Source organism: Geitlerinema sp. CS-897, assembly GCF_028368005.1.
In the GTDB taxonomy this organism is placed as follows: Bacteria; Cyanobacteriota; Cyanobacteriia; order Cyanobacteriales; family Geitlerinemataceae; genus Baaleninema; species Baaleninema simplex.
This window is the reverse complement of sequence record NZ_JAQNCQ010000316.1, coordinates 1-21,142: the sequence shown is the minus strand read 5'-3', so window position 1 is coordinate 21,142 and position 21,142 is coordinate 1. Positions and strand designations below refer to the sequence as shown.

Annotated in this window: 26 protein-coding genes, 1 other RNA gene and 2 pseudogenes; 17 read left to right on the top strand and 12 right to left on the bottom strand. The window is 53.0% G+C overall.

The window, feature by feature from the left end:
* Window positions 1-117, top strand: a pseudogene (locus tag POG22_RS20295) (RNA-guided endonuclease InsQ/TnpB family protein); the annotation flags it as partial.
* 63 nt (window positions 118-180) lie between these two features.
* Here POG22_RS20295 and POG22_RS20290 read toward each other — a convergent pair.
* Both POG22_RS20290 and POG22_RS20285 read right to left on the bottom strand, forming a co-directional pair.
* Window positions 181-369 (bottom strand): annotated as a pseudogene (locus POG22_RS20290) (ISKra4 family transposase); the annotation flags it as partial.
* 583 nt (window positions 370-952) lie between these two features.
* The gene (locus POG22_RS20285) at window positions 953-1,735 is read right to left on the bottom strand and encodes a Uma2 family endonuclease (RefSeq protein WP_017661533.1); all 783 of its coding nucleotides are present in this window, start codon (window positions 1,733-1,735) and stop codon (window positions 953-955) included.
* A gap of 109 nt (window positions 1,736-1,844) precedes the next feature.
* Between POG22_RS20285 and POG22_RS20280 the strand changes: the two genes are divergently transcribed.
* Window positions 1,845-2,558 (top strand): esterase/lipase family protein, encoded by a 714-nt coding sequence (locus POG22_RS20280; RefSeq protein WP_498906940.1) that lies wholly within the window; start codon window positions 1,845-1,847, stop codon window positions 2,556-2,558.
* Between the two features lie 130 nt (window positions 2,559-2,688).
* Here POG22_RS20280 and POG22_RS20275 read toward each other — a convergent pair whose 3' ends face one another.
* Window positions 2,689-3,153 (bottom strand): hypothetical protein, encoded by a 465-nt coding sequence (locus tag POG22_RS20275; RefSeq protein ID WP_017661535.1) that lies wholly within the window; start codon window positions 3,151-3,153, stop codon window positions 2,689-2,691.
* Between the two features lie 203 nt (window positions 3,154-3,356).
* On the opposite strand from POG22_RS20275, the gene POG22_RS20270 reads away from it, so the two are divergent.
* From POG22_RS20270 to POG22_RS20255, 4 genes are all read left to right on the top strand, one after another.
* A complete protein-coding gene (locus POG22_RS20270) occupies window positions 3,357-4,292 on the top strand; it encodes a hypothetical protein (RefSeq protein ID WP_498906939.1) in 936 nt (311 codons plus the stop codon).
* 656 nt (window positions 4,293-4,948) lie between these two features.
* The gene (locus POG22_RS20265) at window positions 4,949-5,620 is read left to right on the top strand and encodes an Npun_F0813 family protein (RefSeq protein ID WP_498906938.1); all 672 of its coding nucleotides are present in this window, start codon (window positions 4,949-4,951) and stop codon (window positions 5,618-5,620) included.
* A gap of 153 nt (window positions 5,621-5,773) precedes the next feature.
* Window positions 5,774-6,724, top strand: a complete 951-nt coding sequence (locus tag POG22_RS20260) for a hypothetical protein (protein ID WP_017661540.1) — start codon at window positions 5,774-5,776, stop codon at window positions 6,722-6,724.
* A 55-nt stretch (window positions 6,725-6,779) separates the two neighbouring features.
* Window positions 6,780-7,532: a transposase gene (locus POG22_RS20255; RefSeq protein WP_498906937.1), complete on the top strand. Its 753-nt coding sequence runs from the start codon at window positions 6,780-6,782 to the stop codon at window positions 7,530-7,532.
* On the opposite strand, the gene POG22_RS20250 is transcribed toward POG22_RS20255, so the two are convergent.
* Genes POG22_RS20250 through POG22_RS20240 form a run of 3 tightly spaced genes read right to left on the bottom strand, consistent with a single transcriptional unit; the run spans window position 7,524 to window position 9,418 of the window.
* Window positions 7,524-7,733, bottom strand: coding sequence for a lipopolysaccharide assembly protein LapA domain-containing protein (locus POG22_RS20250; protein ID WP_017661542.1), 210 nt, complete (start codon window positions 7,731-7,733; stop codon window positions 7,524-7,526). The genes POG22_RS20255 and POG22_RS20250 overlap by 9 nt on opposite strands.
* 34 nt (window positions 7,734-7,767) lie before the next feature.
* Window positions 7,768-7,977 carry a hypothetical protein gene (locus POG22_RS20245; protein WP_498906936.1) on the bottom strand — a complete coding sequence of 70 codons (210 nt, stop codon included), beginning with the start codon at window positions 7,975-7,977 and terminating at the stop codon, window positions 7,768-7,770.
* Window positions 7,978-8,011: 34 nt separating this feature from the next.
* On the bottom strand, window positions 8,012-9,418 hold the full coding sequence (locus tag POG22_RS20240; protein ID WP_498906935.1) for an amidase: 1,407 nt from the start codon (window positions 9,416-9,418) through the stop codon (window positions 8,012-8,014).
* Between the two features lie 21 nt (window positions 9,419-9,439).
* Between POG22_RS20240 and POG22_RS20235 the strand changes: the two genes are divergently transcribed.
* Both POG22_RS20235 and POG22_RS20230 read left to right on the top strand, forming a co-directional pair.
* Complete coding sequence (locus POG22_RS20235) at window positions 9,440-9,598, top strand: hypothetical protein (RefSeq protein ID WP_017661545.1); 159 nt, start codon at window positions 9,440-9,442, stop codon at window positions 9,596-9,598.
* Window positions 9,599-9,692: 94 nt separating this feature from the next.
* Complete coding sequence (locus POG22_RS20230) at window positions 9,693-10,277, top strand: retropepsin-like aspartic protease family protein (RefSeq protein ID WP_498906934.1); 585 nt, start codon at window positions 9,693-9,695, stop codon at window positions 10,275-10,277.
* 370 nt (window positions 10,278-10,647) lie between these two features.
* On the opposite strand, the gene POG22_RS20225 is transcribed toward POG22_RS20230, so the two are convergent.
* Window positions 10,648-10,929: a DUF3288 family protein gene (locus POG22_RS20225; RefSeq protein ID WP_017661548.1), complete on the bottom strand. Its 282-nt coding sequence runs from the start codon at window positions 10,927-10,929 to the stop codon at window positions 10,648-10,650.
* Between the two features lie 192 nt (window positions 10,930-11,121).
* On the bottom strand, window positions 11,122-11,952 hold the full coding sequence (locus tag POG22_RS20220; RefSeq protein WP_498906933.1) for an alpha/beta hydrolase: 831 nt from the start codon (window positions 11,950-11,952) through the stop codon (window positions 11,122-11,124).
* A gap of 418 nt (window positions 11,953-12,370) precedes the next feature.
* On the opposite strand from POG22_RS20220, the gene POG22_RS20215 reads away from it, so the two are divergent.
* Entirely contained in the window at window positions 12,371-13,270 is a 900-nt protein-coding gene (locus POG22_RS20215) for a PEP-CTERM sorting domain-containing protein (RefSeq protein WP_498906932.1), read from the top strand.
* A gap of 85 nt (window positions 13,271-13,355) precedes the next feature.
* On the opposite strand, the gene POG22_RS20210 is transcribed toward POG22_RS20215, so the two are convergent.
* Window positions 13,356-13,946: a 2'-5' RNA ligase family protein gene (locus POG22_RS20210; protein ID WP_498906931.1), complete on the bottom strand. Its 591-nt coding sequence runs from the start codon at window positions 13,944-13,946 to the stop codon at window positions 13,356-13,358.
* Here POG22_RS20210 and POG22_RS20205 point away from each other — a divergent pair.
* From POG22_RS20205 to POG22_RS20190, 4 genes are all read left to right on the top strand, one after another.
* Window positions 13,945-14,232, top strand: a complete 288-nt coding sequence (locus POG22_RS20205; protein WP_017661554.1) for a YciI family protein — start codon at window positions 13,945-13,947, stop codon at window positions 14,230-14,232. The genes POG22_RS20210 and POG22_RS20205 overlap by 2 nt on opposite strands.
* A 95-nt stretch (window positions 14,233-14,327) precedes the next feature.
* An RNA gene (ffs, locus tag POG22_RS20200) (signal recognition particle sRNA small type) lies at window positions 14,328-14,424 on the top strand.
* A gap of 229 nt (window positions 14,425-14,653) precedes the next feature.
* Window positions 14,654-15,025 carry a phasin family protein gene (locus tag POG22_RS20195; RefSeq protein WP_017661555.1) on the top strand — a complete coding sequence of 124 codons (372 nt, stop codon included), beginning with the start codon at window positions 14,654-14,656 and terminating at the stop codon, window positions 15,023-15,025.
* Window positions 15,026-15,045: 20 nt separating this feature from the next.
* Window positions 15,046-15,531: a hypothetical protein gene (locus POG22_RS20190; RefSeq protein ID WP_498906930.1), complete on the top strand. Its 486-nt coding sequence runs from the start codon at window positions 15,046-15,048 to the stop codon at window positions 15,529-15,531.
* Here the strand turns inward: POG22_RS20190 and POG22_RS20185 are convergent.
* Window positions 15,525-15,770 (bottom strand): hypothetical protein, encoded by a 246-nt coding sequence (locus POG22_RS20185; RefSeq protein ID WP_498906929.1) that lies wholly within the window; start codon window positions 15,768-15,770, stop codon window positions 15,525-15,527. The two genes, POG22_RS20190 and POG22_RS20185, sit on opposite strands and share 7 nt — an antisense overlap.
* Window positions 15,771-16,231: 461 nt before the next feature.
* Between POG22_RS20185 and POG22_RS20180 the strand changes: the two genes are divergently transcribed.
* The 3 genes from POG22_RS20180 to POG22_RS20170 all read left to right on the top strand — a co-directional run bounded on the left by POG22_RS20180 (window position 16,232) and on the right by POG22_RS20170 (window position 19,528).
* A complete protein-coding gene (locus POG22_RS20180) occupies window positions 16,232-17,380 on the top strand; it encodes an RNA-guided endonuclease InsQ/TnpB family protein (RefSeq protein ID WP_498906928.1) in 1,149 nt (382 codons plus the stop codon).
* A gap of 252 nt (window positions 17,381-17,632) precedes the next feature.
* Window positions 17,633-18,814 (top strand): GNAT family N-acetyltransferase, encoded by a 1,182-nt coding sequence (locus tag POG22_RS20175; protein ID WP_017661559.1) that lies wholly within the window; start codon window positions 17,633-17,635, stop codon window positions 18,812-18,814.
* A gap of 12 nt (window positions 18,815-18,826) precedes the next feature.
* Complete coding sequence (locus tag POG22_RS20170) at window positions 18,827-19,528, top strand: SGNH/GDSL hydrolase family protein (protein ID WP_498906927.1); 702 nt, start codon at window positions 18,827-18,829, stop codon at window positions 19,526-19,528.
* Window positions 19,529-19,594: 66 nt separating this feature from the next.
* On the opposite strand, the gene POG22_RS20165 is transcribed toward POG22_RS20170, so the two are convergent.
* Both POG22_RS20165 and POG22_RS20160 read right to left on the bottom strand, forming a co-directional pair.
* Window positions 19,595-20,134 carry a hypothetical protein gene (locus tag POG22_RS20165; protein ID WP_063718718.1) on the bottom strand — a complete coding sequence of 180 codons (540 nt, stop codon included), beginning with the start codon at window positions 20,132-20,134 and terminating at the stop codon, window positions 19,595-19,597.
* Between the two features lie 109 nt (window positions 20,135-20,243).
* Window positions 20,244-20,774, bottom strand: a complete 531-nt coding sequence (locus tag POG22_RS20160; RefSeq protein ID WP_498906926.1) for a hypothetical protein — start codon at window positions 20,772-20,774, stop codon at window positions 20,244-20,246.
* Between the two features lie 73 nt (window positions 20,775-20,847).
* Here POG22_RS20160 and POG22_RS20155 point away from each other — a divergent pair.
* On the top strand, window positions 20,848-21,142 hold a 295-nt coding region (locus POG22_RS20155; protein WP_498906925.1), incomplete at its 3' end, for a helix-turn-helix domain-containing protein.

Genomic DNA, 21,142 nt, shown 5'->3' with positions numbered 1-21,142 from the left:
TCTATGCCACGGGACGTTAATTCTGGGGTACTCATCAAAAAAGTGGGGCTGGGCGTTCGCCTCACTATAAAACGCGAATCCCGTAACGGGAGGAGAAGCCCGCGCCGTACCGCTTAGCGGTCGGCGTCGGGAGTACGTCACTAACGGGTTTCGACCGGGTGCATCCCAATCTTGCAAGACTCAGTCTGAGAATTGATGGTTCAGGTAGGCACATCGGTGCTTTAGCACTTGTTGCACGTTGTCTTCGTGCCACTGAGCCCCTGAAATCTTAACCCGTCGCCCAATTGGCTTGACCGTTGACTCAATCTCACCCGAGCCAATTGAAATGCCCTCAGCTTGGTAGTAGTTGTAGTTGACAATCCGATGTCGAGGCTCGATCGGATAGGCGTTGACATCCTCACCGACCTAAAGGTGCGGTGATTCCAAACCTCACGATTTGGCTTTTCTGCTTCTGTCCCTTACGGGGTTTTCGCAGTTGCTCTCCAGAACAATGTCTTTCAAGTCTTCGTTCTCTCGGATGCAAGCTCCGAGAGCTGCGAAGACTGCGTCTTACACTCGCTCCACAGACTGTAACGGTGTGTCCCACCGCCTTATGTGTCGAAATCTCAAAGGAGAAATCTTGATGTAATTGGTTGATTCAGGGGTTGGACTGCCCATTGCCCCATCCTCTTTTCCCGGTCTACCGATTTTTCTGCGCCGTTGCGGATTCCGCAATCTTTGAAGTTAGGCTTTCTGTCTCCATCGTCTCGGGTGGGTCAGTGACCAATTTCATTCTACTGTAAAGCTGTCCTAGAAGGACGGGGTTTCCAACCCAAATTTTTCGATGAACTACCCAAAGCTTAGCTCTTATGCTGCTCTTTAAGGGTAAGCATTTTTGCTTATTGCATAACTGGGATGCACCCGAGCGCGACTGCCACGAATTCCTAATCCTACCACGTTCACGTCCAACAAATTAAATCGTATCGGGATCGACACCGAGCGATCGCAACTGTTCGGCGAGGCGATTCGCCCATTTTTTCGATCTCTCCGTGCGTTGGTTGGCCTGACCTAACTGCGATTCAGCACGCTCGGCACGTTTTTCCTGTTCCTCGCGTTCGAGAAATTCCTGCTGTGCTAACTCGAATCCTGTCGGTAAAACGTGACTTTCTCGATCGCACCAGCGCAACCAAAGATTTTCTTTTTCCTCAAAATCTCCCTGCCACAGTAGCAATCCCAATCCGACTTGCTCGAGCCAAATCGACTTGCCATCTCGATCGATTTTTGCGATTTCAAAATAGCATTTTCCACGCAGTTCGTAGACCGTTAACGTCGCCTCACCGATCAGTTTGTCGGGATCGAACACCACGTAATAACTCACCCGCAGCCGCTCGTACGTGGCGAGTTTACTACCGAGTTCGTCGCCGTAGCGATCGGAGACGATTTCGAGAACCAAATCCGGCGATTTCCCGAACTGCCAGATAAAATAAGGAGAATGTCGCTGTTGCCACCAACTCGTATTGACATCGAGGCTGAGAATCAAATCGGGGACGACGAGAGGTTGCCCTTGGGTGTGCAGAATGCCGACGTTGGCTTCGACGAGAAACGGCTGACCCCGCAGAGAGGTGTAGAGAGAATCCGTTAACAGTCGCTTCTGCTTGGCCGAGGCAAAATCATCGACGGGCATTCGCGTGTCCACGATCGCCTCATCGGGAACGAAGCCGAAAGAATTGTCAGCAGGAGGGGAGATTTGAGTCATAACACCAGGTACTCTGTTTGAGTTATCAGAGAATCGAGCGGACTTCGAGCGATCGCTACCGCACGAGCGTTAAGCTTCAAAACACGCGACCGAATAGACTGAACCGATTATGCCACGACCGACTGTCATTCTTCCGGGCTATTTTGCCAGTGCCGACGATTACCACCCTTTCGCCGAACAGCTTCGAGGCTTGGGGATTCCAACCACCGTGGTTCCACTACGGAAATCGAGTTGGATTCCGACATTGGGCGGACGGTCGATCGTGCCGATTTTACGGGAAATCGATCGCGCTGTCTGCCAGGCGATCGAGACTCACTCGGCCAGCGAGGTCGATTTAGTGGGGCATTCCGCTGGCGGATGGATCGGACGCATTTATCTCGGCGAGAAACCCTACTGCATTCACGGCGACGTGACCGAAAATACACCGGGATTGTGGAACGCCCGATCGCGCGTGCGATCGCTCGTCTGTCTCGGAACGCCCCACACCAGCCAAGAATACTGGACGCGGCGCAACCTCGATTTCGTCAACGAAAACTATCCCGGTGCGTTCTATCCCGACGTGCGATATCTCTGCGTCGCTGGAAAATCCGTTTTCGGACGCCGCCGCCTCGGTGGGGGTCAGTGGTTGGCGTACAACAGCTACAAACTCACCTGCGGCGAAGCCAACACTTGGGGCGACGGCATTACGCCGATCGCGGCCGCCCATTTAGCGGGGGCGGAAAATCTCACCCTCGAAGACGTGTGGCATTCTCCGCGATCGCCCGGTCGCTGGTACGGTTCTGAAGACATCGTTTCGCAGTGGAGTTCGTTTTTATTCGATTAAATCGATCGTCGATTTATCGAGCTTAAACTCTCTAGAAACTCCGCTTCTCAACAGGTTTCAAAAAGGGGAGATCGCCCCTACAAAAAGTTTTATAATTTTCTACAGCTCGATCGAAAAACCAACAAAAATTCTATAAAACTTCGTGGGTGTAGCGATGTTGTTTGACGTTATCTTCCGTCGAAACAACTCGTTCGATATTCAACAGTCGCTTGCGTTCTAAATTGTGAGCGAATCCATCGAACGTCGTTCCTACCTCAATATGTTGTCGGGCTTCAGGACGCTTTTTATACGTCCGAACAGCAGCAACAAGGCGTTCGACGATATTTTCACCGAGCTGACAGTCTGGCGGAAACGTTTGAGGAATTTTCAACGTCGTTCCGTCGAGGAGTTCTCCGACGGTGGTGGCGTAAGCGAGTTTATAAGATGTGGGAATTCCTTTCAAAAGTGCTTCGAGAGCAGAAGAAGGAATGGGTTCGACAACTTGCACGGGAAGAATTTCGTCGTCTTCGCGCACGAAGCAGACCGCCAAACCGAGGACGAGGTAGTCCTCGGGGGTGATGTCGGGCGCGTTCGGTAAGGCAGTAGCCGAAGTCATATTTACCGGTTAGAAAATGTTGCTATCGCGAGCATTTTAACAAACGGTTCTAGAGCAACCTCGGCAACCATTACAAATCTTTAGGTTGTTTTAGTCGATGGGGGGTTTGCCTGCATTTTCGCCTCAAACCATCCGGACGAGAGCGATCGCGACCGTACAGAGAAACCAATCTCGATCGATTGTCAACCCCCCCCGTCTGCGCCATGGTTCGCCGTAAGTCTCGTTCCGCCCCACCCCGTCCGCGTCCGCCGCAAAACCCGCGATCGCCTCAACCCTGGTTTTATTTAATGGGAACCAGTGCCGGAATTGCCACAGCACTCGTCGCCAGTCATTACTACGCTGAGGTGTTGTTCGAGGCCGAACCCGAAGACGCACTCGAGGCAGAGATCTCCTCAGAGAAGACAGTTTCCTCAGATATGTTGCGTCCGATCGCCTCCGAACCCGAAATTTGGGAAGACGTGGTAGCCGCAGAAGCGAAGCTGTGGAAACGGGATTTTACAGCCCTGGCCGATCGCGTAAAAGCCGACGTCGAAGCAAAACTGGCGCGTCCCAAACCCCTCCCCGCTCGAGCGATCGCCGCCGTGGGGGACGACAAACCCTGGCAACAGAACCTCGCCGAACGCACGCGAGCCAACATCGAGCAACGAGCGCAGCGATCGTTACAAGCAGCCTTCGATCGCGCGCAGCAACGAGACTTCGCCGCCGCGATCGCGTTTCTCGAACAAATTCCCAAAGGGACTTCACTTCGCGAAAAAGCCGAACTCAAAGCGATCGAATATCGCCACCAATGGAACGTACAATCCGAATATTGGCTGTATCGCGCCAAATACCTCGCTTACGGGGGCGATTTTGCCGGAGCCTTAGCGTACCTGCGACAGATTCCCACCGAAACCTCTGCCTATCGAGAAGCTCAAGCGAAAATCCCCCTTTACGTCGAGTCGCGCAACCAACAAGCCGAAGCCCTTCTCGTCCAAGCCGATGGCGTAGCCCGGCGAGGAGCGTACACCTTGGCCAATCAATATCTACGGATGATTCCCCAAGAAGCTCCCGCCTACGCCGTCGCCAAAGATCGCCTCATCGAATACAGCCAGAAAATTTACGCCACGGCACAACTCGATCGTTCCCGCCGTCCGTCTTAGGATATGTAAACTTGGAAAAATTGGGATCTTCTGGATTGGCGATCGAAGCGTCGCTTAGGAGACCCAAAAATTGACTTCGAGCGCTGAAACTCTCAGTATCACGTTATCTAGATACAGAAAACCACTGTATATTCAGAAGATCCAGAAATTTACCGTTTCCCCTTTCTCGCCGACCCTTTTCCGCCCGCCGCCAAGCCTCCAGACACCCTTGCCAACAGTCTTCACGCTCGCGAGGCGTATCCAGTTCCCCGACCCCACCCTCGACCTTCGACCCTCGACAAAATTTTCCCAAGAATCGACCCAGTTGGGTGAAAACCGTCGCCATATTCAGATCTCCCCATCTCTCCATCTCCTCTTACGAGCGGATTTTCGGTAGAATCTAAAAACATGGGTTTCCCGTCTTGCGATTGCCAAACTTCGGATAACACCAGACACCGAATAAGGGTATCCCTGGGAAGCAATTCTCGGAACCGAACCTCAACTGCGGTGGGACGCACCGTAGAAGCTTTCTTGGGGAGCGGCCGCGTCTGGGTAACGGTAAATCCCGGTCCTCACGGAAGCGAGAACCACGCCCCGTCGAGACGGGTGTGAGAGCGCCCTACCTGTCGTACACCGCACCACCCATCGGCCCCCGATCGGAGTCAATTGGCAGTGTCATGTTTATTCTGAAAAGGCAGGATGTTGAAATTACCGGGGTACAACACCCCAAAACGGGTCAGCAAGTTCCTGTCCTGAAGTATCAAGGACAGACTTTCCGCTTAATTAGCGTGTTTAACGCCCAACAAGCCGAAGAAGCGAGAACGTTTTGGCGAGATTTAACGGACAATCGAGGTAAAGCCTGTGTCCTGCTTGAAGAACCCGATCGATATAGCGTTTGGGGAAAAGTTCGTATCGAACAGCTCAGCGAGGAGGGTTCGGGAAGTGGCGTGGCGGCGGCACCGTCGTTCACGCAGGCTGCGCTGCTATTGTTACAAGCCGTCTACTTCGATATTGAAGACTTGTTGGGCAACCGACAAGCCAGTGCTTTTGAAAAAGAGATTGCCAAGGTGTTCCAACAGTGGAACTTTCCCCAAGCAACCTCTGCCGACGAAATCGGCAACTTACTCGAACGCGATCCCCTCGAAAGCACTCAAGTACCGCCCTGGCAGGAACACCACCTCAATACGCTCCTGCAAGAACTGCACCGTCTTGGGAAAGAGTATTTCGGCAATCCTACCTTTGTCGAGCGGGCGATCGATGCGTTACAAGACTTACCCGAAACCGAACGGGAACAATTTATCAATTGGATGAACCAATCGCCCCTCGGCAAGCTGTGGGCGACTGCTTGAAGATTTTTTGACACGGGGTTCTGTCATGCCGGGGAATGTGAAAATTAAAAGGAAAAGGGGGCGTGCGGTCTCGATCGCCAACCCGACTGAGGCCCGATCTCGGGTGGGTTCAGCCCGCTTTTGAATATTGGTTGTTAGCCACGAAACGTTCTTATGAGTACTACTTCCGAAAAAGCTGAAAAAGCAGGCGGCATGAAGTCGTTGTTGTCTACACCCGTTCTCGTGTCCGCTGCCGTCACTTGGGGGGTGGGGTCGCTGCTGTTCTTCTTACTGTTCAGCGTCACGCTTCCTGGTGAAGGCCGCCCGTTTTGGTACGGAATCGGCACGTTGTTGTTAGAACAAGCCGCCTTTCTGTTTGCTGGAATCCTCTGTTTGCGGAACAGCTTCAGCAACCAAATCGTCAGCGGTCGCAACGTCTGGTTGGGGATGGGATTGGGGTTGTTGTCCTACTTTGTGGGCAACCTCTTCTTCAGTTGGTGGGAATTGTACTGGGAACTGAGTCCGGCGGTGTCCCCCGGCGATCTGTTTTACGTGATCAGCTACGTGTGTTTGACGGTGGGGATGATCCTCGCGGTGCGATCGCGCCGGTTAAACCTGGAATTATGGCAATGGGGCGTGACGCTTGCTATCGCTGTGGCGGGTATCGCGTTCGCCGCTTGGGTCTCCTATCCGTTCGACTTCCTCGCGAGTACCCCCTCCGTTGAAGAAGCCGTCGTCGCCATCGAACCGGCTCGTCCGGCGCCGGAATGGGTCATCGGTCTCGAAAAACAACTCGACCCCCTCGGACCGCCTCTCAACCTGCTGTACGTGGTTCTAGACGTTTTGCTGCTCATTATCGCCGCTGTGTTACTGTTAGCTTTCTGGGGCGGGCGGTTTTCTCAATCCTGGCGCATGATCGCGGCAGCGGCGTTTTCGCTATATATCGCCGATATGTGGTTTAAGTACGCCGATAAAAATATTCCCAACTACGAAAGCGGTGACTTGCTCGAAGTGTTCTTTATCTTTACCGGGGTTTTCTTTGCGATCGGAGCTTTGCTCGAATACGACGTATCGACGCGATCGATCTCGCGAGGTAGCCGTCGCCGCCGGGGATCTTCCTCTTAAACCCCTCGTTTTTTCCGCCCAGCCATCCTCAGTCTTTTAATCCAATCACGACGGAATGAGTGCCAAAAAACTATCTGATGCCGACAAAACGGAAATCCTCGAGCAGTACCGAAATCCGGGCGAAACGACTTCGACGCTAGCTAAACGCTACAGCGTCAGCAACTCGACGATTTCTCGCCTGCTCAAAAGCAGCTTCTCTGCGGAGGAGTACGACCGGCTCATCCAACAAAAACGAGCCTCGCGATCGCGATCGGGCAAGCCGTCGTCTCCACGACAACAACCCCAATTCGACGACGCACCGGCTGAGGACGGCGAACAGCTCAGTCTCGAGGTCGATGTCAAGCCGCGCCGACGGCGGCGCAAACGCGTTATCGATGCGAGTGAGGACAGTCGCGACGTTGAAACCCCGATACGGCGTCGCGAACCTCCCGAGGACGTACCGCCACCAGCCACGCCGTCCCCAGCGCCAGAAAAACCCAAACTGCGAGGGACGACTCCTCTGCTGAGCGTATCTCCTCTAGCGGAGGCGACGCTGCCGAAAACTTGCTATCTCGTCGTCGATCGCGCTTCGGAACTGATCGCGCGGCCGCTCAAAGAGTTCGACGACCTCGGGCCGGTTCCCGCTGAGGAAGTCTCGGCGAAAACCTTGCCCGTATTCGACAACCATCGCGTCGCACGTCGGTTTGCCAACCGAAGCCAGCGGGTGATGAAAGTCCCCGACAGTCGGATGCTGCAAAAAGTCAGCTCGCACTTGCAAGCCAAAGGCATCACTCGTATTTTCTTCGACGGCCGCGTCTACTCACTTTGAGGCGGCCGCGATCGCGATCGCCCCACTGACGAGTCCCCCAGCTCCGGCGAAGGCTAATAGGGTTCCCAGGGGAATCTCGATAGATTGCCACGCCAAAAATTGCAGGGAAACCGGAGTGGCGTTCCCGATGGCGAGTCCGGCGATCGCGATCGCCCAGATAGCCGTGACAAAAACGGCGATAAGAAAAGAAAAACGATTCATGGGTAATGTCAGAAAAAGTGCGATCGAACGCTCTTTAGCGTTCTAGCTGTTCGATTTGTTCTTGCCGCTGCTGGTCGCGGTCTTTGGGTTTTAACCAGTCCGGCCACAATCCCACTAAAAACGTCCGACTTTGATAACTGGCATCTCGCATCGATCGCGGTAAAAACGTCCAGCGATCGCCATCGACAATAAAAAGGACGAGAAGAATTACGACCGCCCAAAATCCAATTTTCTTCGCGTTCATTAGCTCTTACTCGAACGATACAGTAGTTTTGCTCCTAGAGTACCGTCTGAGGGGGGCGAAACTGACACCATTGCTGAGAACGTTCGAGTTGCGCCGCCACCTGTAACAAGGTCGCTTCAGCGCCCGGTTTGCCCACCACCTGCACGCTCAAGGGCAACCCGCGATCGTCGAAGCCCGAGGGAACGGCGATCGAAGGCTGGCCGGACGCGTTAAACGGCGGACAGGGTAAAATCCAGTTCGTCACCGCGTCGAGAACGTCTTCTGGAGGCAACTGCGCCCATTCTCCCACACGCACGGTCGGGTGCAGGTACGTCGGCAGGATTAAGAGATCGAACTCCTCGAAAAAGGCGACGATCGACCGGGCTAACATCTGTAACTTCGCTTGAGCCTGCAAAACGTCCACCACAGTACCCACTTGCGAGATCAGCCAGCGGTTCACCGGACTCAATACTTCTGGCGGCATCCCCGTCGAGGCAACCCCCGCCGCGAAGAGTTGTCGAAACGGTTCGACCAGGGGACGAAAATCGGGACAGGCGAGTTCGACGCGATGTCCCGAGGCTTCTAACTGCGTCGCCGTCTCCTCGACTGCCTGTCGGCACTGTCGTTCGATCGCCCAACCGGGAATTTCTGTCGCCACGGCCGCTCGCAACGGCGGTGGTGATTGCTGCATCGCTTCTAAAAACGACGTTTCGGGTTGCGGTAGCCAGTAGGGATCGCCCGTCACGTAGCCCGACATCACGTCCAACATTGCCGCAGCATCGGCGACAGTCCGTGTCAGAGGTCCGGCCGTGGCCATGCCCATCAAATGTTCTCCTGCGGGGGCTTGGGAAATGCGACCCCGCGACGGTTTGAGTCCCACCAGACCGCAACAGGCTGCCGGTCCGCGCACCGATCCCCCTCCATCCGAGCCGTGGGCGACTGGACACAGCCCCGCTGCTACGGCCGCCGCCGCACCGCCACTCGAGCCACCTGGGGTATAGTCGAGGTTCCACGGATTGCGAGCGGGGGGAAATCCGGGCGGTTCGGTAAACGGCATCGATCCCAACTCGGAGGTCGCCGTTTTCCCGAGGATGTTGAAACCCGCCCCTTCGAGTTTCGCGACTACGGCGGCGGTGGAATTGGGGATGCGATCGCGCAGGACTGCTGCTCCCCGCGTGCAGGGAATGCCTTCGACGGGCGTAAGGTCTTTGACGGAAATCGGAACGCCGAAAAACGGCGGTAAGTGACGGGTATCCTCGGTCTGGGCTAAGGTTTCGGTTTGGGCGGTCGCCAGGGTTAGGGCGCGATCGCTCGTGACGGTGAAGAACGCCCCGAGACGACCGTTCGCGCGATCGATGCGATCGAGATACAGTTTCGTCAGTTCTAGGGGCGAAACGATCCGTTGTCGCACCAGTTTCGCCAATTCGACGGCTGGGGTAAAAGCGAGATCGGTAGAATTCATAGCATCGAGGAGAAGGTTCGAGTGATTGCGCCTACGGCACAAGTGTACGATCGACCGTCCGTCGTCTCCGATTTTGGCTCGCACACTTGTCTTACCGTCCTCGCCGATGCCGACGCTACACTCGCTGTCTACCCCTTGTCGCCCTCGTTTGCCAAAACGAACGTCGTCCCCAAGCGGTAGACAGTTGGCAAACTGTCACGCGACCGCCTTTTCCTCAACGCCGCCGCGCGATCGGATTTGATACAGTTGGGTTGAGAAAGTCTCACTATCTTTGATGAAACGCACTATTGCTGTTGCTGCATTCCTCTCGGCTCTCGGCTTGGCTTGCGCTCGAGACAACGCGATCGCTCAAGAATACGAAGGATGTTTCCTCATCGACCCCGCCGGAAACCGAATCGACCTAGGAGATCTCTGTCCGAGTAACCCCCCTCCAACTGCCACCGAACCCACCTCTACACCGAGTCCGGAGGCGGGTCGAACCGCTGCCAACGTCGTCCAAGTTCCCATCATCAGACGCTTGAGCGGTATTCCCGTCGTTAACGTCACTTTCAACGGTCGCCAAACGTTCGAGATGCTGCTCGATACGGGTGCTAGCAATACTGTCATCACTCAAAGCATGGCCCGAGAGTTACAAGTGGCTAGGGCGGGAAACATTCAAATCGATACGGCCAGCCAACGAAACGTTACCGCTGAAGTGGGATATATCCCCGCGATGGAACTCGGCGGTATTGTTTCTCGCAACGTTCCGGTGACGATCGCCCCTCCCGACCTCGACATCGGACTACTCGGACAGGACTTTTTCGGACAGTACGATTTGACCGTTCGCGAAAACGTGGTTGAATTCGCTCGTCGCAATTAAGCTCGATCGACGTCCTACAATTTGCCGAAAAAAACTCACGACGGACGATTACCTTTCCTCCACAGGAAAAGGTTTGGCAGTCCGGTGAAATTCTTGGGGATTTCTTCGCCGACGAAGCAATCTCAAACCCAATTTATGAATTATCAATTATCCTACGGAATCTGTTTCCAATACGCTGGGTTGCAAGAAGTCTTCACCACAGAGGCACAGAGGACACAGAGAGGGGCTTTTCGGGTCGAGGAAAACCAGTATTTGAGTCCTCGACTCTACTCGGACTCAACGCTGAGCGGTGCGGTGCGACCCCGCACCGTCGCACGGTGCTAGGGAACGCGCACCAAGAGAACCGAAGCGTTGAGATTCGGATTCCGTATCAACTCCAATCTTCTTCGTCCTTTTTGTGAGAGCCGACTTTAAACACGCGACTGCTGGCGTGGAGTAGTCGCGTCTGCTCGAATAATGCCTCTTCGTCGAGGTTCCATTGTTTCAAAATCCGATCTAAATCTGCTTGGATATCTCTAGCACCGGGAAATCCGTTATAGCGAACGCGTAACCGGGCGAGTTCGGCGAAGTTGTAATTGTTGGGTTCGCTGGTTAACAGAGCGTTGACGGTGGCACGATCGGTTTTGGCTTGGGGATGTTGTTGGTCGGACATTTTTAGAACGGTTGTTGAGATGTTTTGTGTGTGGTTTCAGAGCGATCGCTCGGATGGTTTTCTTCACATTATAGATAGTTGTGCCGATCGGTGAGATCGATCTACTCTTTGAACGCGAGATAAGCGAGGCTACTCATTTGTTGACGATCGCCTGACGTTTGATAATCGGACAGATGCGATCGCCGCTCGAAATTACTCCTGCGCTTTTTTCACTAACTTCAGAAACGACTGTAACGCCACTTCATATTCGTCCCCAGCAACCTCTTGTAAGTTATTGTGTCCGGAATTTTCGACCCAATAGTTCTGTTTCGGTTCGTTGGCTGCTTCAAAGAGGGTTTCGCTATGCCAGAAGGGAACCACTTCGTCGTCGGTTCCGTGAATCACCAAGACCGGACAGTAGACGTTGGGAATTTTAGACAGGTTGTCGAACTTATCGAAGGGGACGATACGAAGCCGCGTGACGACGCGAAACGTGGTGATAAAGGTGCCTTCGACGATGAGTCCGGCGATCGCTTCTCGCGAGGCGAGGTCGATCGACGGTCCGCCACCGAGCGATCGACCGTAAAGGATAATCTGACTCGGGGGAACCTCCAGTGTTTGGGTGAGGTAGCGATAGGCTGCGTTAATACTTAAGTAAGTATTCCGTTCTGAGGGTTTACCGTCGCTGGTTCCGTAGCCGAGATAGTCGTAAGCGAAGACGGCAAATCCGAACCCTTGCAGTTCGATGAGAACTGGCAAAATCTGTCCGAGATCTTCAGCGTTCCCGTGACTGTAGAGAATCGTGTAGCGAGCCTCAGCATTGGGAAGGTAAATTGCTGAGATGTCTCGGCCGTCACCGATGGGGACTTTGACGATCGCTTCGCTGTCGCGATAGCTGGCTTCGGGGGGAAGGAAGATGGAGCGATCGCTACCGAAGTAGGCGTACAGACAGAGGCAAACGTAAACAAACAGCAGAGAGCGGAGCATTCGCAGTCCCAAACGCATTATCGATACAGCAGCAGTCGGCTGTAGGGGAATCGCCATGTTAATGCTACAGCACGGGGGGAGTCTCCGAGGGGCGATCGTCGATCCAGACGAGACCGTCGCCGATCTCGGTAGCCGTCTCCGCAGTTCGATCTCGATTCTGTTCTCGCATCTCCAAGATCTCAGTGTTTTAAACTAGATAGTCTCCTGACAAATACGGAAATTTTATTTTTCTTAAATTGCGTATATTCACTTAAAAACATACGCATTTTTTGCAATTTTGCTATTACAAAATATTAAATTACTGTATTTATTCGTATAAAACTACTTTTTTTGATTCGACAGTCGATCGATATCTTTAAAATTATCATGTCATTTTTTGCTAAAACTTTATTTAATAAAAAGCTAAAGTCTTTATACTGAATCTAAAGGGTGTTATCCATTTTTTTTAAAGACAGAAAGAGTAGAGGAATTTACCATGTCGTTCGGAAAAATCATGCGCGTTTCAACGATCGCTGTGGGAACCGTCGCCACGCTCTCCGCCCTCTCCCCGGCCGCTAGAGCCGGTAGCCTGTGGACGTATCAGGCAGATAGCTTCACCGACAAATCCGGTGACAACTCCATGGAAGTCTTCGGCATGGCTTACCGCGACGACGGCGATACAGTGACGTTTGCCCTCAACGGAAATATGCCCTTGGGCGGCTCCTATCAAAATAACAGCAAGGTTAAAGATCGACACATTAACTGGGGCGATCTGTTTATTAACCTCAATCCCACCCAAACCATCAATCAGTCGTTCCAAACCGGAGAAGTTTTGGGAATTCGCTTTGACGGTACGAACGATTCTGGAATCGACGGTGATGTCTATTCCTATTCTTCTACCCTTGGAGAAACGGGCGTGTATATGGGAGTCACAGGTAAATCAGTTGCCGGTGCGAACCAAGGGTATTCGAGTTTGACGGACTGGGAAAAAGCTGTCAGCAACCCGAGCTATGGCGACGCCAGCCTCGATAAAAACTATTTCGGAGACAGCAACGCGAAGAACGTCATTAACAGCTACGATCGACGTTTGGGCGACATCAACTTGATTTCCGACACCAGCGGTTTGGAACTCGACTGGGCTGGAAATATTGGAGGTCAAGGATCGAACACGATCGCCTTCAGCTTCGATCGCTCTCTCCTCGGACAAGAAGCCACCGAATGGATCGCCCACGCGTTCCTCGAATGCTTCAACGATGGCGTGGGAATGACGGGAACCTTTGCTGCAATTCCCGACGAACCCGGCGACGTAGCCGACGTTCCCGAACCGTCGATGTTAATGGCTCTCGGGTTGATGGGATTGGTGGCTGTGAAATCTCGCCGCCAGAAAGAGGTATAAGCTCTAGAGTTTCTTGGGTTTTTGGATTTTCCAGAATTGGGTTGACCCTCGATCGCCTGGGCGTTGCGTCCGGGTGATTTTTTCTTCAATATCGTTCGACGATCGGCGAGGCGAAGGGAAACTCCATCTCGACGTTCCAACGTCGTCCGCTGTGTTTCAACAGCGTTAGGTGGGGAACGAGAAACTCGTATTCGAGCGATCGCTCTTTGACTTCCGCCCAAAGCCGCTCGAACTGAGAGCGTTTGAGATCGCGAAAGGCGATGGTGACGTGAGGACGAAAGGGACGATCTCGGCTGCGATCGTCGTTTAACTCGAACGGTTCCAAATGCAATGCGAGAGCGGGTTGCAACGCCATCAATTCCGGCGTGCGAACGACATCGACAAACACCACTCGCGGTGGAAACGCAGCAAATCCCGACAGTCTCATCGGAATTGGCGGATAACTCGCCGCAAACTCCGCCAACTGGCGTTTTACTTCGGACATTTCCGACTCTGTGCGTTTGAACGGCGGTTGTAACGTCACGTGCGGGGGCGATTTCAAGGCTGCTTGACTGTTGTAGGTGTCGCGGACGTATTCCTTGAGTTGGGTAATCTCCCGTCGGACGGTTAACGGTGGAAGTAACGCGATAAAGTAGAGACTGAGTTTTTCAGAATCTGGATTTAACTGTCGTTCCATGCCTTGGTTTGCCAAAATCGAAACCGGTATCGTTGAAAAGTCTACGTTCGATCGCTACGTTCGGCCGCATATCGAATACGTCAAAGATTTAATCGCAAAGGGTCACAACGCCAAAAGTGGCTACTGGGGATGTCGCGGCGGCGGAATGTTACTGTTCGAGGCCGAATCGATGGAGGAAGCCAAGGCGATCGTGGAACGCGACCCCCTCGTCGTCAACAACTGTGTCACTTACGATCTCTATGAATGGTGTGTGGTTGTCGAACCGTCAGAGGAGATGATGGGATGATGGGATGATAGGAAATTTCACATCACCCGATCGCCTCTCCTCATCTTTCTTCCCACATTGATAAAACTGGACGCCATCGTGTTATATTAACTATAGACCCGGACTCATGCGATTACGACGCTCAAACCTTGTCAGGACCGGAAGGTAGCAGCAATACGGGATGCTCGTAATAGGCGTGAACTCCGGGTCGCCTTTTTTTAGGGAAGAGCGAACAGGGAAGAGTGAAGAGTTATAGCGTGACCTAAAGACACTCGAAATATGCGGCGAAACTGGCCCGCTCGTCACGCAGCGAAGCTACAGTTAACGGCTTCACCTCATCTCCTCATCATCTCCCCACCTCCCCATTCCCTCATCTCCCCATCTCCCCGGAAGCGAGTCCTGTAAGTTACGCTGGAGGGAGAGATATATCGCAGAGGTGAGTATGGCTGGATTTGGAGACTTGGTTCAAAAGGCGTTTTATCTCGGTGTGGGCTTGGCCTCCTATGCAGGCGAACAAGCCAACGAACTTCGGGTAAAAGCCCAGAAGTTAGCGGACGAACTGGTCGAACGGGGCGAGATGAATTCGGAAGAGGCTCGTCGGTTCGTCGAAGATATTATGCAGCAGGGACAGCGAACACATCAGTCTCAGGACATCTCGGACAGTCCCAAGGAACCCCGTCGCATTGAAATTTTAGATGAGGAAGAAGAGGTCGAACCGACGCGACCCGAACTTTCCGATCGCTCTGAAATGGACGAATTACACCAACAAGTCCGAGACCTCGAGGAAGAACTGAAACACCTGAAGCAAGACTGATAAGTTGAGTTCGATACGTTATGGAAGACTGGACGACAGAATTTTGGAAAGCGATCGATCGGGCCTGTGACGAGTTTGAAGCGTGGGTAGACGAAGCGAACCAGGAGTTCGAGAAACAAGTCGATAGCTGGTTCGCGACCTCTGAGGCGATTTCTGAGGACTTATACGAGGCGATCGCGCAAGTCTTTCCCCTCGATGATATGAGCCGGGAGATCGATCGCGCGTTAGACGATTGGTTGCGCGTTTGGTTCGAGATCGATGGCGATTTCGAGCTGCATTGGGACTTCGATAATTTTGACGAGGACAGCGATCCGTTCGTCTCCGTTACCTATTTTCGACCGACTTCAACGTTTCATCCGGCCTGTCGCGGCTGTCAACACTATCACGGCCAAATGTACGGTGAAAGCTTGTTGGTGTGTGGGATGCACCCTTACGGCTGGGACGGCGAAACTTGCCCCGATTGGGAAGGATACGACACATCCTTCCCCCACCGAGCGTATCACTGACATCCTGTCAGTTCCCCTTGCAGGCATTTCGTCGTACAGGTCGAAGAAATATCTTCAAGTTTTTGGGGATTTTTTTGTAGATCGGGGTTAGCTTGCAGTTGCATCGACAAACAGTCGGCGACGGCTTGCTGGCGTTGGCGTTCGACTTGGGAAACCCACAGCCACAATCCAAACCCCATCAATGTAAACAGTAACAAAAACAGCCAGTAGGGGAACGGGGGATTTTTTTGGATCTTCATCGTGTAAACGACAAATTTGCGAAAACAACAACAAAATTGGGAAAAAAGAGACGACGGAAACTAGATCGACTCGGATGCTTCACACTGAGATCTTTCCGAATTCACCTCTTTTTTTTGAAAAGCATCCGTATAAATACGGTCGGCAATTCAGGAGATTTACGGAGATGAAATCGTGAATTTTGCGTGATTTTACGTAAAACTCAATCAGAGTTATCGAAAACTTGCGAAAAACTAAGGTTTGAGCTTTCCCATTATAGGCAACATAAAAATGAGTGGCTGCGGTCGATCGCCGAGGAGACGAAAAAAGATACGACTGAGGGTCGGCCAAAACAGAGTTTCTGGTTCACGAGGAGAGTCGGGAGATTGGAAGCCCCGTCTCTTCAGAGCGGGGAGGAAAATCGACCCGAGCGGTATAAGAGCGCCGAGTCCTAATCAATCTCACCTAGGTGTATAATAAGGGCATGGAACAGCAAGTCTTAACCATTGTCTGCAAACTCAACCCGACTCCAGAACAGAGCTACAAACTCGATGCGACTCTGGAGGCATTCGCTAAGGCTTGCAATTTTGCCAACCAGACGGTCAACCCTAAAATTACGAACAAGAATCGCATTCAAGGAGAAGTCTACAAAGCGATTCGAGAACAGTTTGGATTAACAGCCAATCTGGCGGTGAGAGCCTGCGCCCGCGTCGCTGCCAATCGCAAAACGGCAAAACTCAAAAAACGACCGGTCAAACAGTTCAAACCCACTTCAGCAGACTACGACGCACGGGTATTTTCCTATCAGGAAAAAGACCAAACCGTTAGCCTGTCTACGGTTGAAGGTCGAGTACGGATTCCGTTGGTCTTAGGAAACTATCAAATTGGTAAACTCAAGGGGAAAACCCCCACCTCAGCGACCCTCTCCAAACATCGAGACGGAAAGCTGTATATCCACATCCAAGTTAAAGACGACGTACCGCCACCCCAAAAACCCAAGGATGTTATCGGTGTCGATCTCGGTCGCCGAGATATCGCCGTCACCTCCGAGGGGCAAAGTTGGAGTGGGGAGTCCGTCAACAAAATTCGAGAGCGGTTTGCTCGAGTTCGAGCCTCTGTCCAAGCGAAAGGCACAAAGGGAGCTAAGCGGCTTCTGAAACGGCTATCGGGAAGAGAGAGGCGCTATCAGAGTTGGGTGAACCACAACATTTCCAAACAAATCGTCCGCCGTGCTAAAGCAACTCAGTCGATTATCGCCCTCGAAGACTTAACGGGGATTCGAGAACGAACGAACTGCCAACCCCGCAGTAAGACTGAGCGCCGTCGTTCAAATTCTTGGGCGTTTTATCAACTGCGGCTGTTTATCGACTACAAAGCCATCAAAGAAGCTGTCGAAGTAATCACTGTTCCACCGGCGTATACCTCGCAAACCTGCCATAACTGCCTGCATATTCATCCCCAGAAAGGAAAGTCCTACCGTTCGGGCAAGACTTTCAAATGTGGGCATTGCGGTTGGAAAGGAGATGCTGATTTGAACGGTGCGACGATGATTAAACGCTTGGGGGAGTCTGTAAGCCTTCTCGAAACGCGCAACCCTCTATCTTGCTCTCTGCTAGATAGTGTAACGGGTTAGTGCGAAAGCTCCGCGTCTTCAGACCGGGGTGAGCTTACTAATTGAAGAAGACTTAAAGGCTCTTCCGACCTTGGTGTGTAGGGTAAATGCTTGTAGTCTATATCTGGAAATGAATTTCGCGATTTGAGCGTCATTTTTATACAGTTTAGCAAAAACTCCTGCCCTGCAAGGGTTTCAGCGATTTCTTGCATAACAAAATCGGAAGAGCCGACTTAAAGAACCCCCGTCAGAGCCAACGAACGATCGAAGACGATGAAACAGATCGCCGCCAACTATTCCGTCGCTTGGATTCATCAAATTGCCGAAATTCCGAAAGCCGCGTGGGAACCTCTCGCCCAACCCCTGACGACGCCGTTTTTCGAGTGGGACTGGTTGCACGATCTCGAGTCTTCGGGAAGTGCGACGAGTAAGGCGGGGTGGACGCCCTGTCACCTCACGGTTTGGCGCGATCGCTCCTTAGTGGCCGCGGCCCCGCTGTACCTGAAAAGTCACAGTTACGGCGAGTTCGTCTTCGACCATCAGTTTGCCGATCTCGCCTATCGTTTGGGAATCGAATACTATCCGAAGCTGTTGGGGATGAGTCCGTTTACCCCGGCTGAGGGCTATCGCTTTCTCATGGCACCTAACGAAGACGAAGAGGCTCTGATCGAGTTGATGTTAGCGGAAATCGATCGCTTCTGCGATCGCAACAACATCAGTGGCTGTCACTTTCTCTATGTCGATCCGACGTGGATTCACCGCCTGCAACGTCACGGTTGTACCCCCTGGCTCCATCACAGCTACATTTGGAGCAACCACAATTTTCGCAGTTTCGACGACTATCTCAAATTCTTCAACGCCAACCAACGCCGCAATATCAAACGGGAACGCAAGGCGATGTCGAAGGCGGGGTTGCAACTGAAAGCCCTCGCTGGGGACGAGATTCCTCACGCTCTATTTCCGCTGATGTATCGTTTTTACGAGAACACCTGCGATAAGTTTGGCTGGTGGGGCAGTAAGTATCTGACGAAACGCTTTTTCGAGCAGCTTTACCACAACTATCGCCATCGCGTGTTGTTTATCGCCGCTTACGGTGAGGACGACGACGATCGCCACCCGGTAGGAATGTCGTTTTGTTTGACGAAAGGCGATCGCCTCTACGGTCGTTATTGGGGAAGTCGCGGCGACATCGACTGTTTGCACTTCAACGTCTGTTATTACAGTCCCATCGAATGGGCCATCGATCGCGGCATCAGTCAGTTCGACCCCGGAGCGGGGGGACGCCACAAAAAACGTCGGGGGTTTCCCGCCACGCCTAACACCAGTTTGCATCGGTTTTACAACCAACGGCTCTCGAAAATTCTCGTTCCCTACCTTCAGGAAGTCAACGAGATAGAACAGCAGGAAATCGAGGCCGTTAACGCGGATTTACCCTTCGCACAACAGTCTGGTTGAGGAGTAGCAGCCATGAGAAGGCGGTGGGTTTGGCTCGGAATTTCCATGCTCTTGGCGATATCCTGGGGAGGATGTAGGAACTATCCGACGACCGAACCGATGACGAACGAACCGCTGAAAATTATGCCCTTGGGGGACTCCATCACGGAAGGGTACAACGTTCCGGGGGGATATCGCATCGATTTGTGGCAGCATTTACGCGATCGCGGCTACGCAATCGATTTTGTGGGAACGCAAGCCAACGGCCCCGACATACTCCCCGATAAAGACCATCAGGGACATTCGGGATGGCGCATCGACGAACTGCATCGCGGGGTGTCTCGTTGGGTGAGTCGAACGCAGCCGGATTTGGTGTTGCTCCTCATCGGTACTAACGACATGGTGCAGGGATACGCGGTCGAACAAGCTCCGACGCGACTCGAAGTGTTGCTCGAGGAGATTTGGAACGCGGCACCCCAGGCGCAAATCCTCGTCAGCTCCATTCCTCCCATCGACCAACTGATGTTAAACGCTCGGGTGGAGGCTTACAATCGGGCGATCGCCGAACTCGTCGATCGACGGCGCGATCGTGGCGATCGCGTTGCCTTCGTGGATGTCTACAGCCAACTCACGGTCGAGGATTTGGCCGACGGGATTCACCCCGATCGCGAGGGACATCGCAAAATTGCTCGGACGTGGAATCGGGCGTTGGAGGAGGTGTTGGGCGATCGTTAAACCTTCAGCTCCCTACCACAAAACGACATAAAAGTCAAGAGAAAAAAATCGACCGATCTCGAGGGATTATTGGGGAGCACGAACGCAGGCTTCCATAATCGTGGTAATTTCGGCTGGCGGTTGGCCGCCTTCTCCCACGGCGCGATCGAGTCGAATAAACTCTTCAAAGGAAAATTCTTCTTGAATGCGATCGATGGCGCACTGACAGACGGGTTGGCGGGACGCGTCACCAGCGGTACAGCTTTCGAGAAAATTGTCGATCGCCTGCTGGGGGTACGCCGAACCCGTTTTTTCTTGAGAAATTTGAGAGTAACAGGACGCCGTGATATCGAGCATTTCCTCGGGAAGCGCTTCCCCGGCATTGACCCGATCGCTAATTTCTCGATATTCCTCGAACGGATACTCTTCCTGAATCCGAGCGATCGCGCATTCACACAATTCTTGGGCGTATTCTAACTCGCCCGCATCGCCCATACAACTCTCGATAAAGCCGTCGATAGTCGATTGAGGATACCCCGAGTCAGTCGTCGTATCTCCGCAGGCGGCGAGGACGGTCGTAACGAACCCCAGTCCGATCGCGATCGCCCGACGTTGAAAGTGTTGCATTGGCTTTTCGTTTTAGTGAGGTCGTGCAAAGCAGACGCTATTACTGTACACGATCGTTTCCACCCCTTCCGCCTCAACCGCGAGAAAACCGGCCGAGATGCGAAACGGGTTACAGTTGTCCCAAACAGGCTTCAATAATCCCCATCATGGCCGGAGGCGGTTCGTTTCCGGCGGCCACGGCGCGATCGAAGGCGACGAATTCAGCAAAGGTATACTGCTGTTGAATTTCGTCGATGGTACATTGACACGCCGATCGCATCTCGGCCGTTCCGTCGGCCGCACAACTGGCGAGAAAGTTCTCAACGACGTGTGGAGGGTAGGCCGAACCCGTATAGCGTTGAGACACACTGGCATAGCAGTTGAGAAACAGATCGGACATGGCCACGGGAACGCCGTTTCCCTGTTCGGCGTTGCTGCTGATGCGCTCGAATTCAGCAAAGCTGTATTGTTGCTGGATGTCCCCGATGGTACACTGACAGACTTCGGCGGCGTAATCGATATCTTGACTGACACAGGCGGCGACGAACTCGTCGATAACCTCGGGAGGATACGGAATTTGCGCGCGAACTGAGGCGATGGGAACGGCGAGAATTCCGGCGATCGCCGAGACGGTGCTAGCGAGACGGTATAGGTCGTTCATCGAAAAAATTGGGTTTGAAACCCCGTCCTTCCAGGACGGCTTTACAATAAATTTGGGCTGGTAAACTGCCAAAATGACACTGCGAGCTTTCCGATATCGCTTCTACCCCACTCTCGAGCAAGATTCCCTCTTGCGTCGAACAGTGGGTTGCGTGCGGCTTGTCTACAACAAAGCCTTGGAAGCGAGATCTCAGGCTTGGAAAGAGCGACAGGAGAAGGTAGGATATCGCGAAACCTCGAAGATGCTGACGCAATGGAAGCAAGAAGAGGAGTTGCAGTTTCTTGGGGAAGTAAGTTGTGTTCCTCTCCAACAAGGATTGCGCCATCTCGATAAGGGATATTCCCACTTTTTCAACGGAAGAGCCAAAT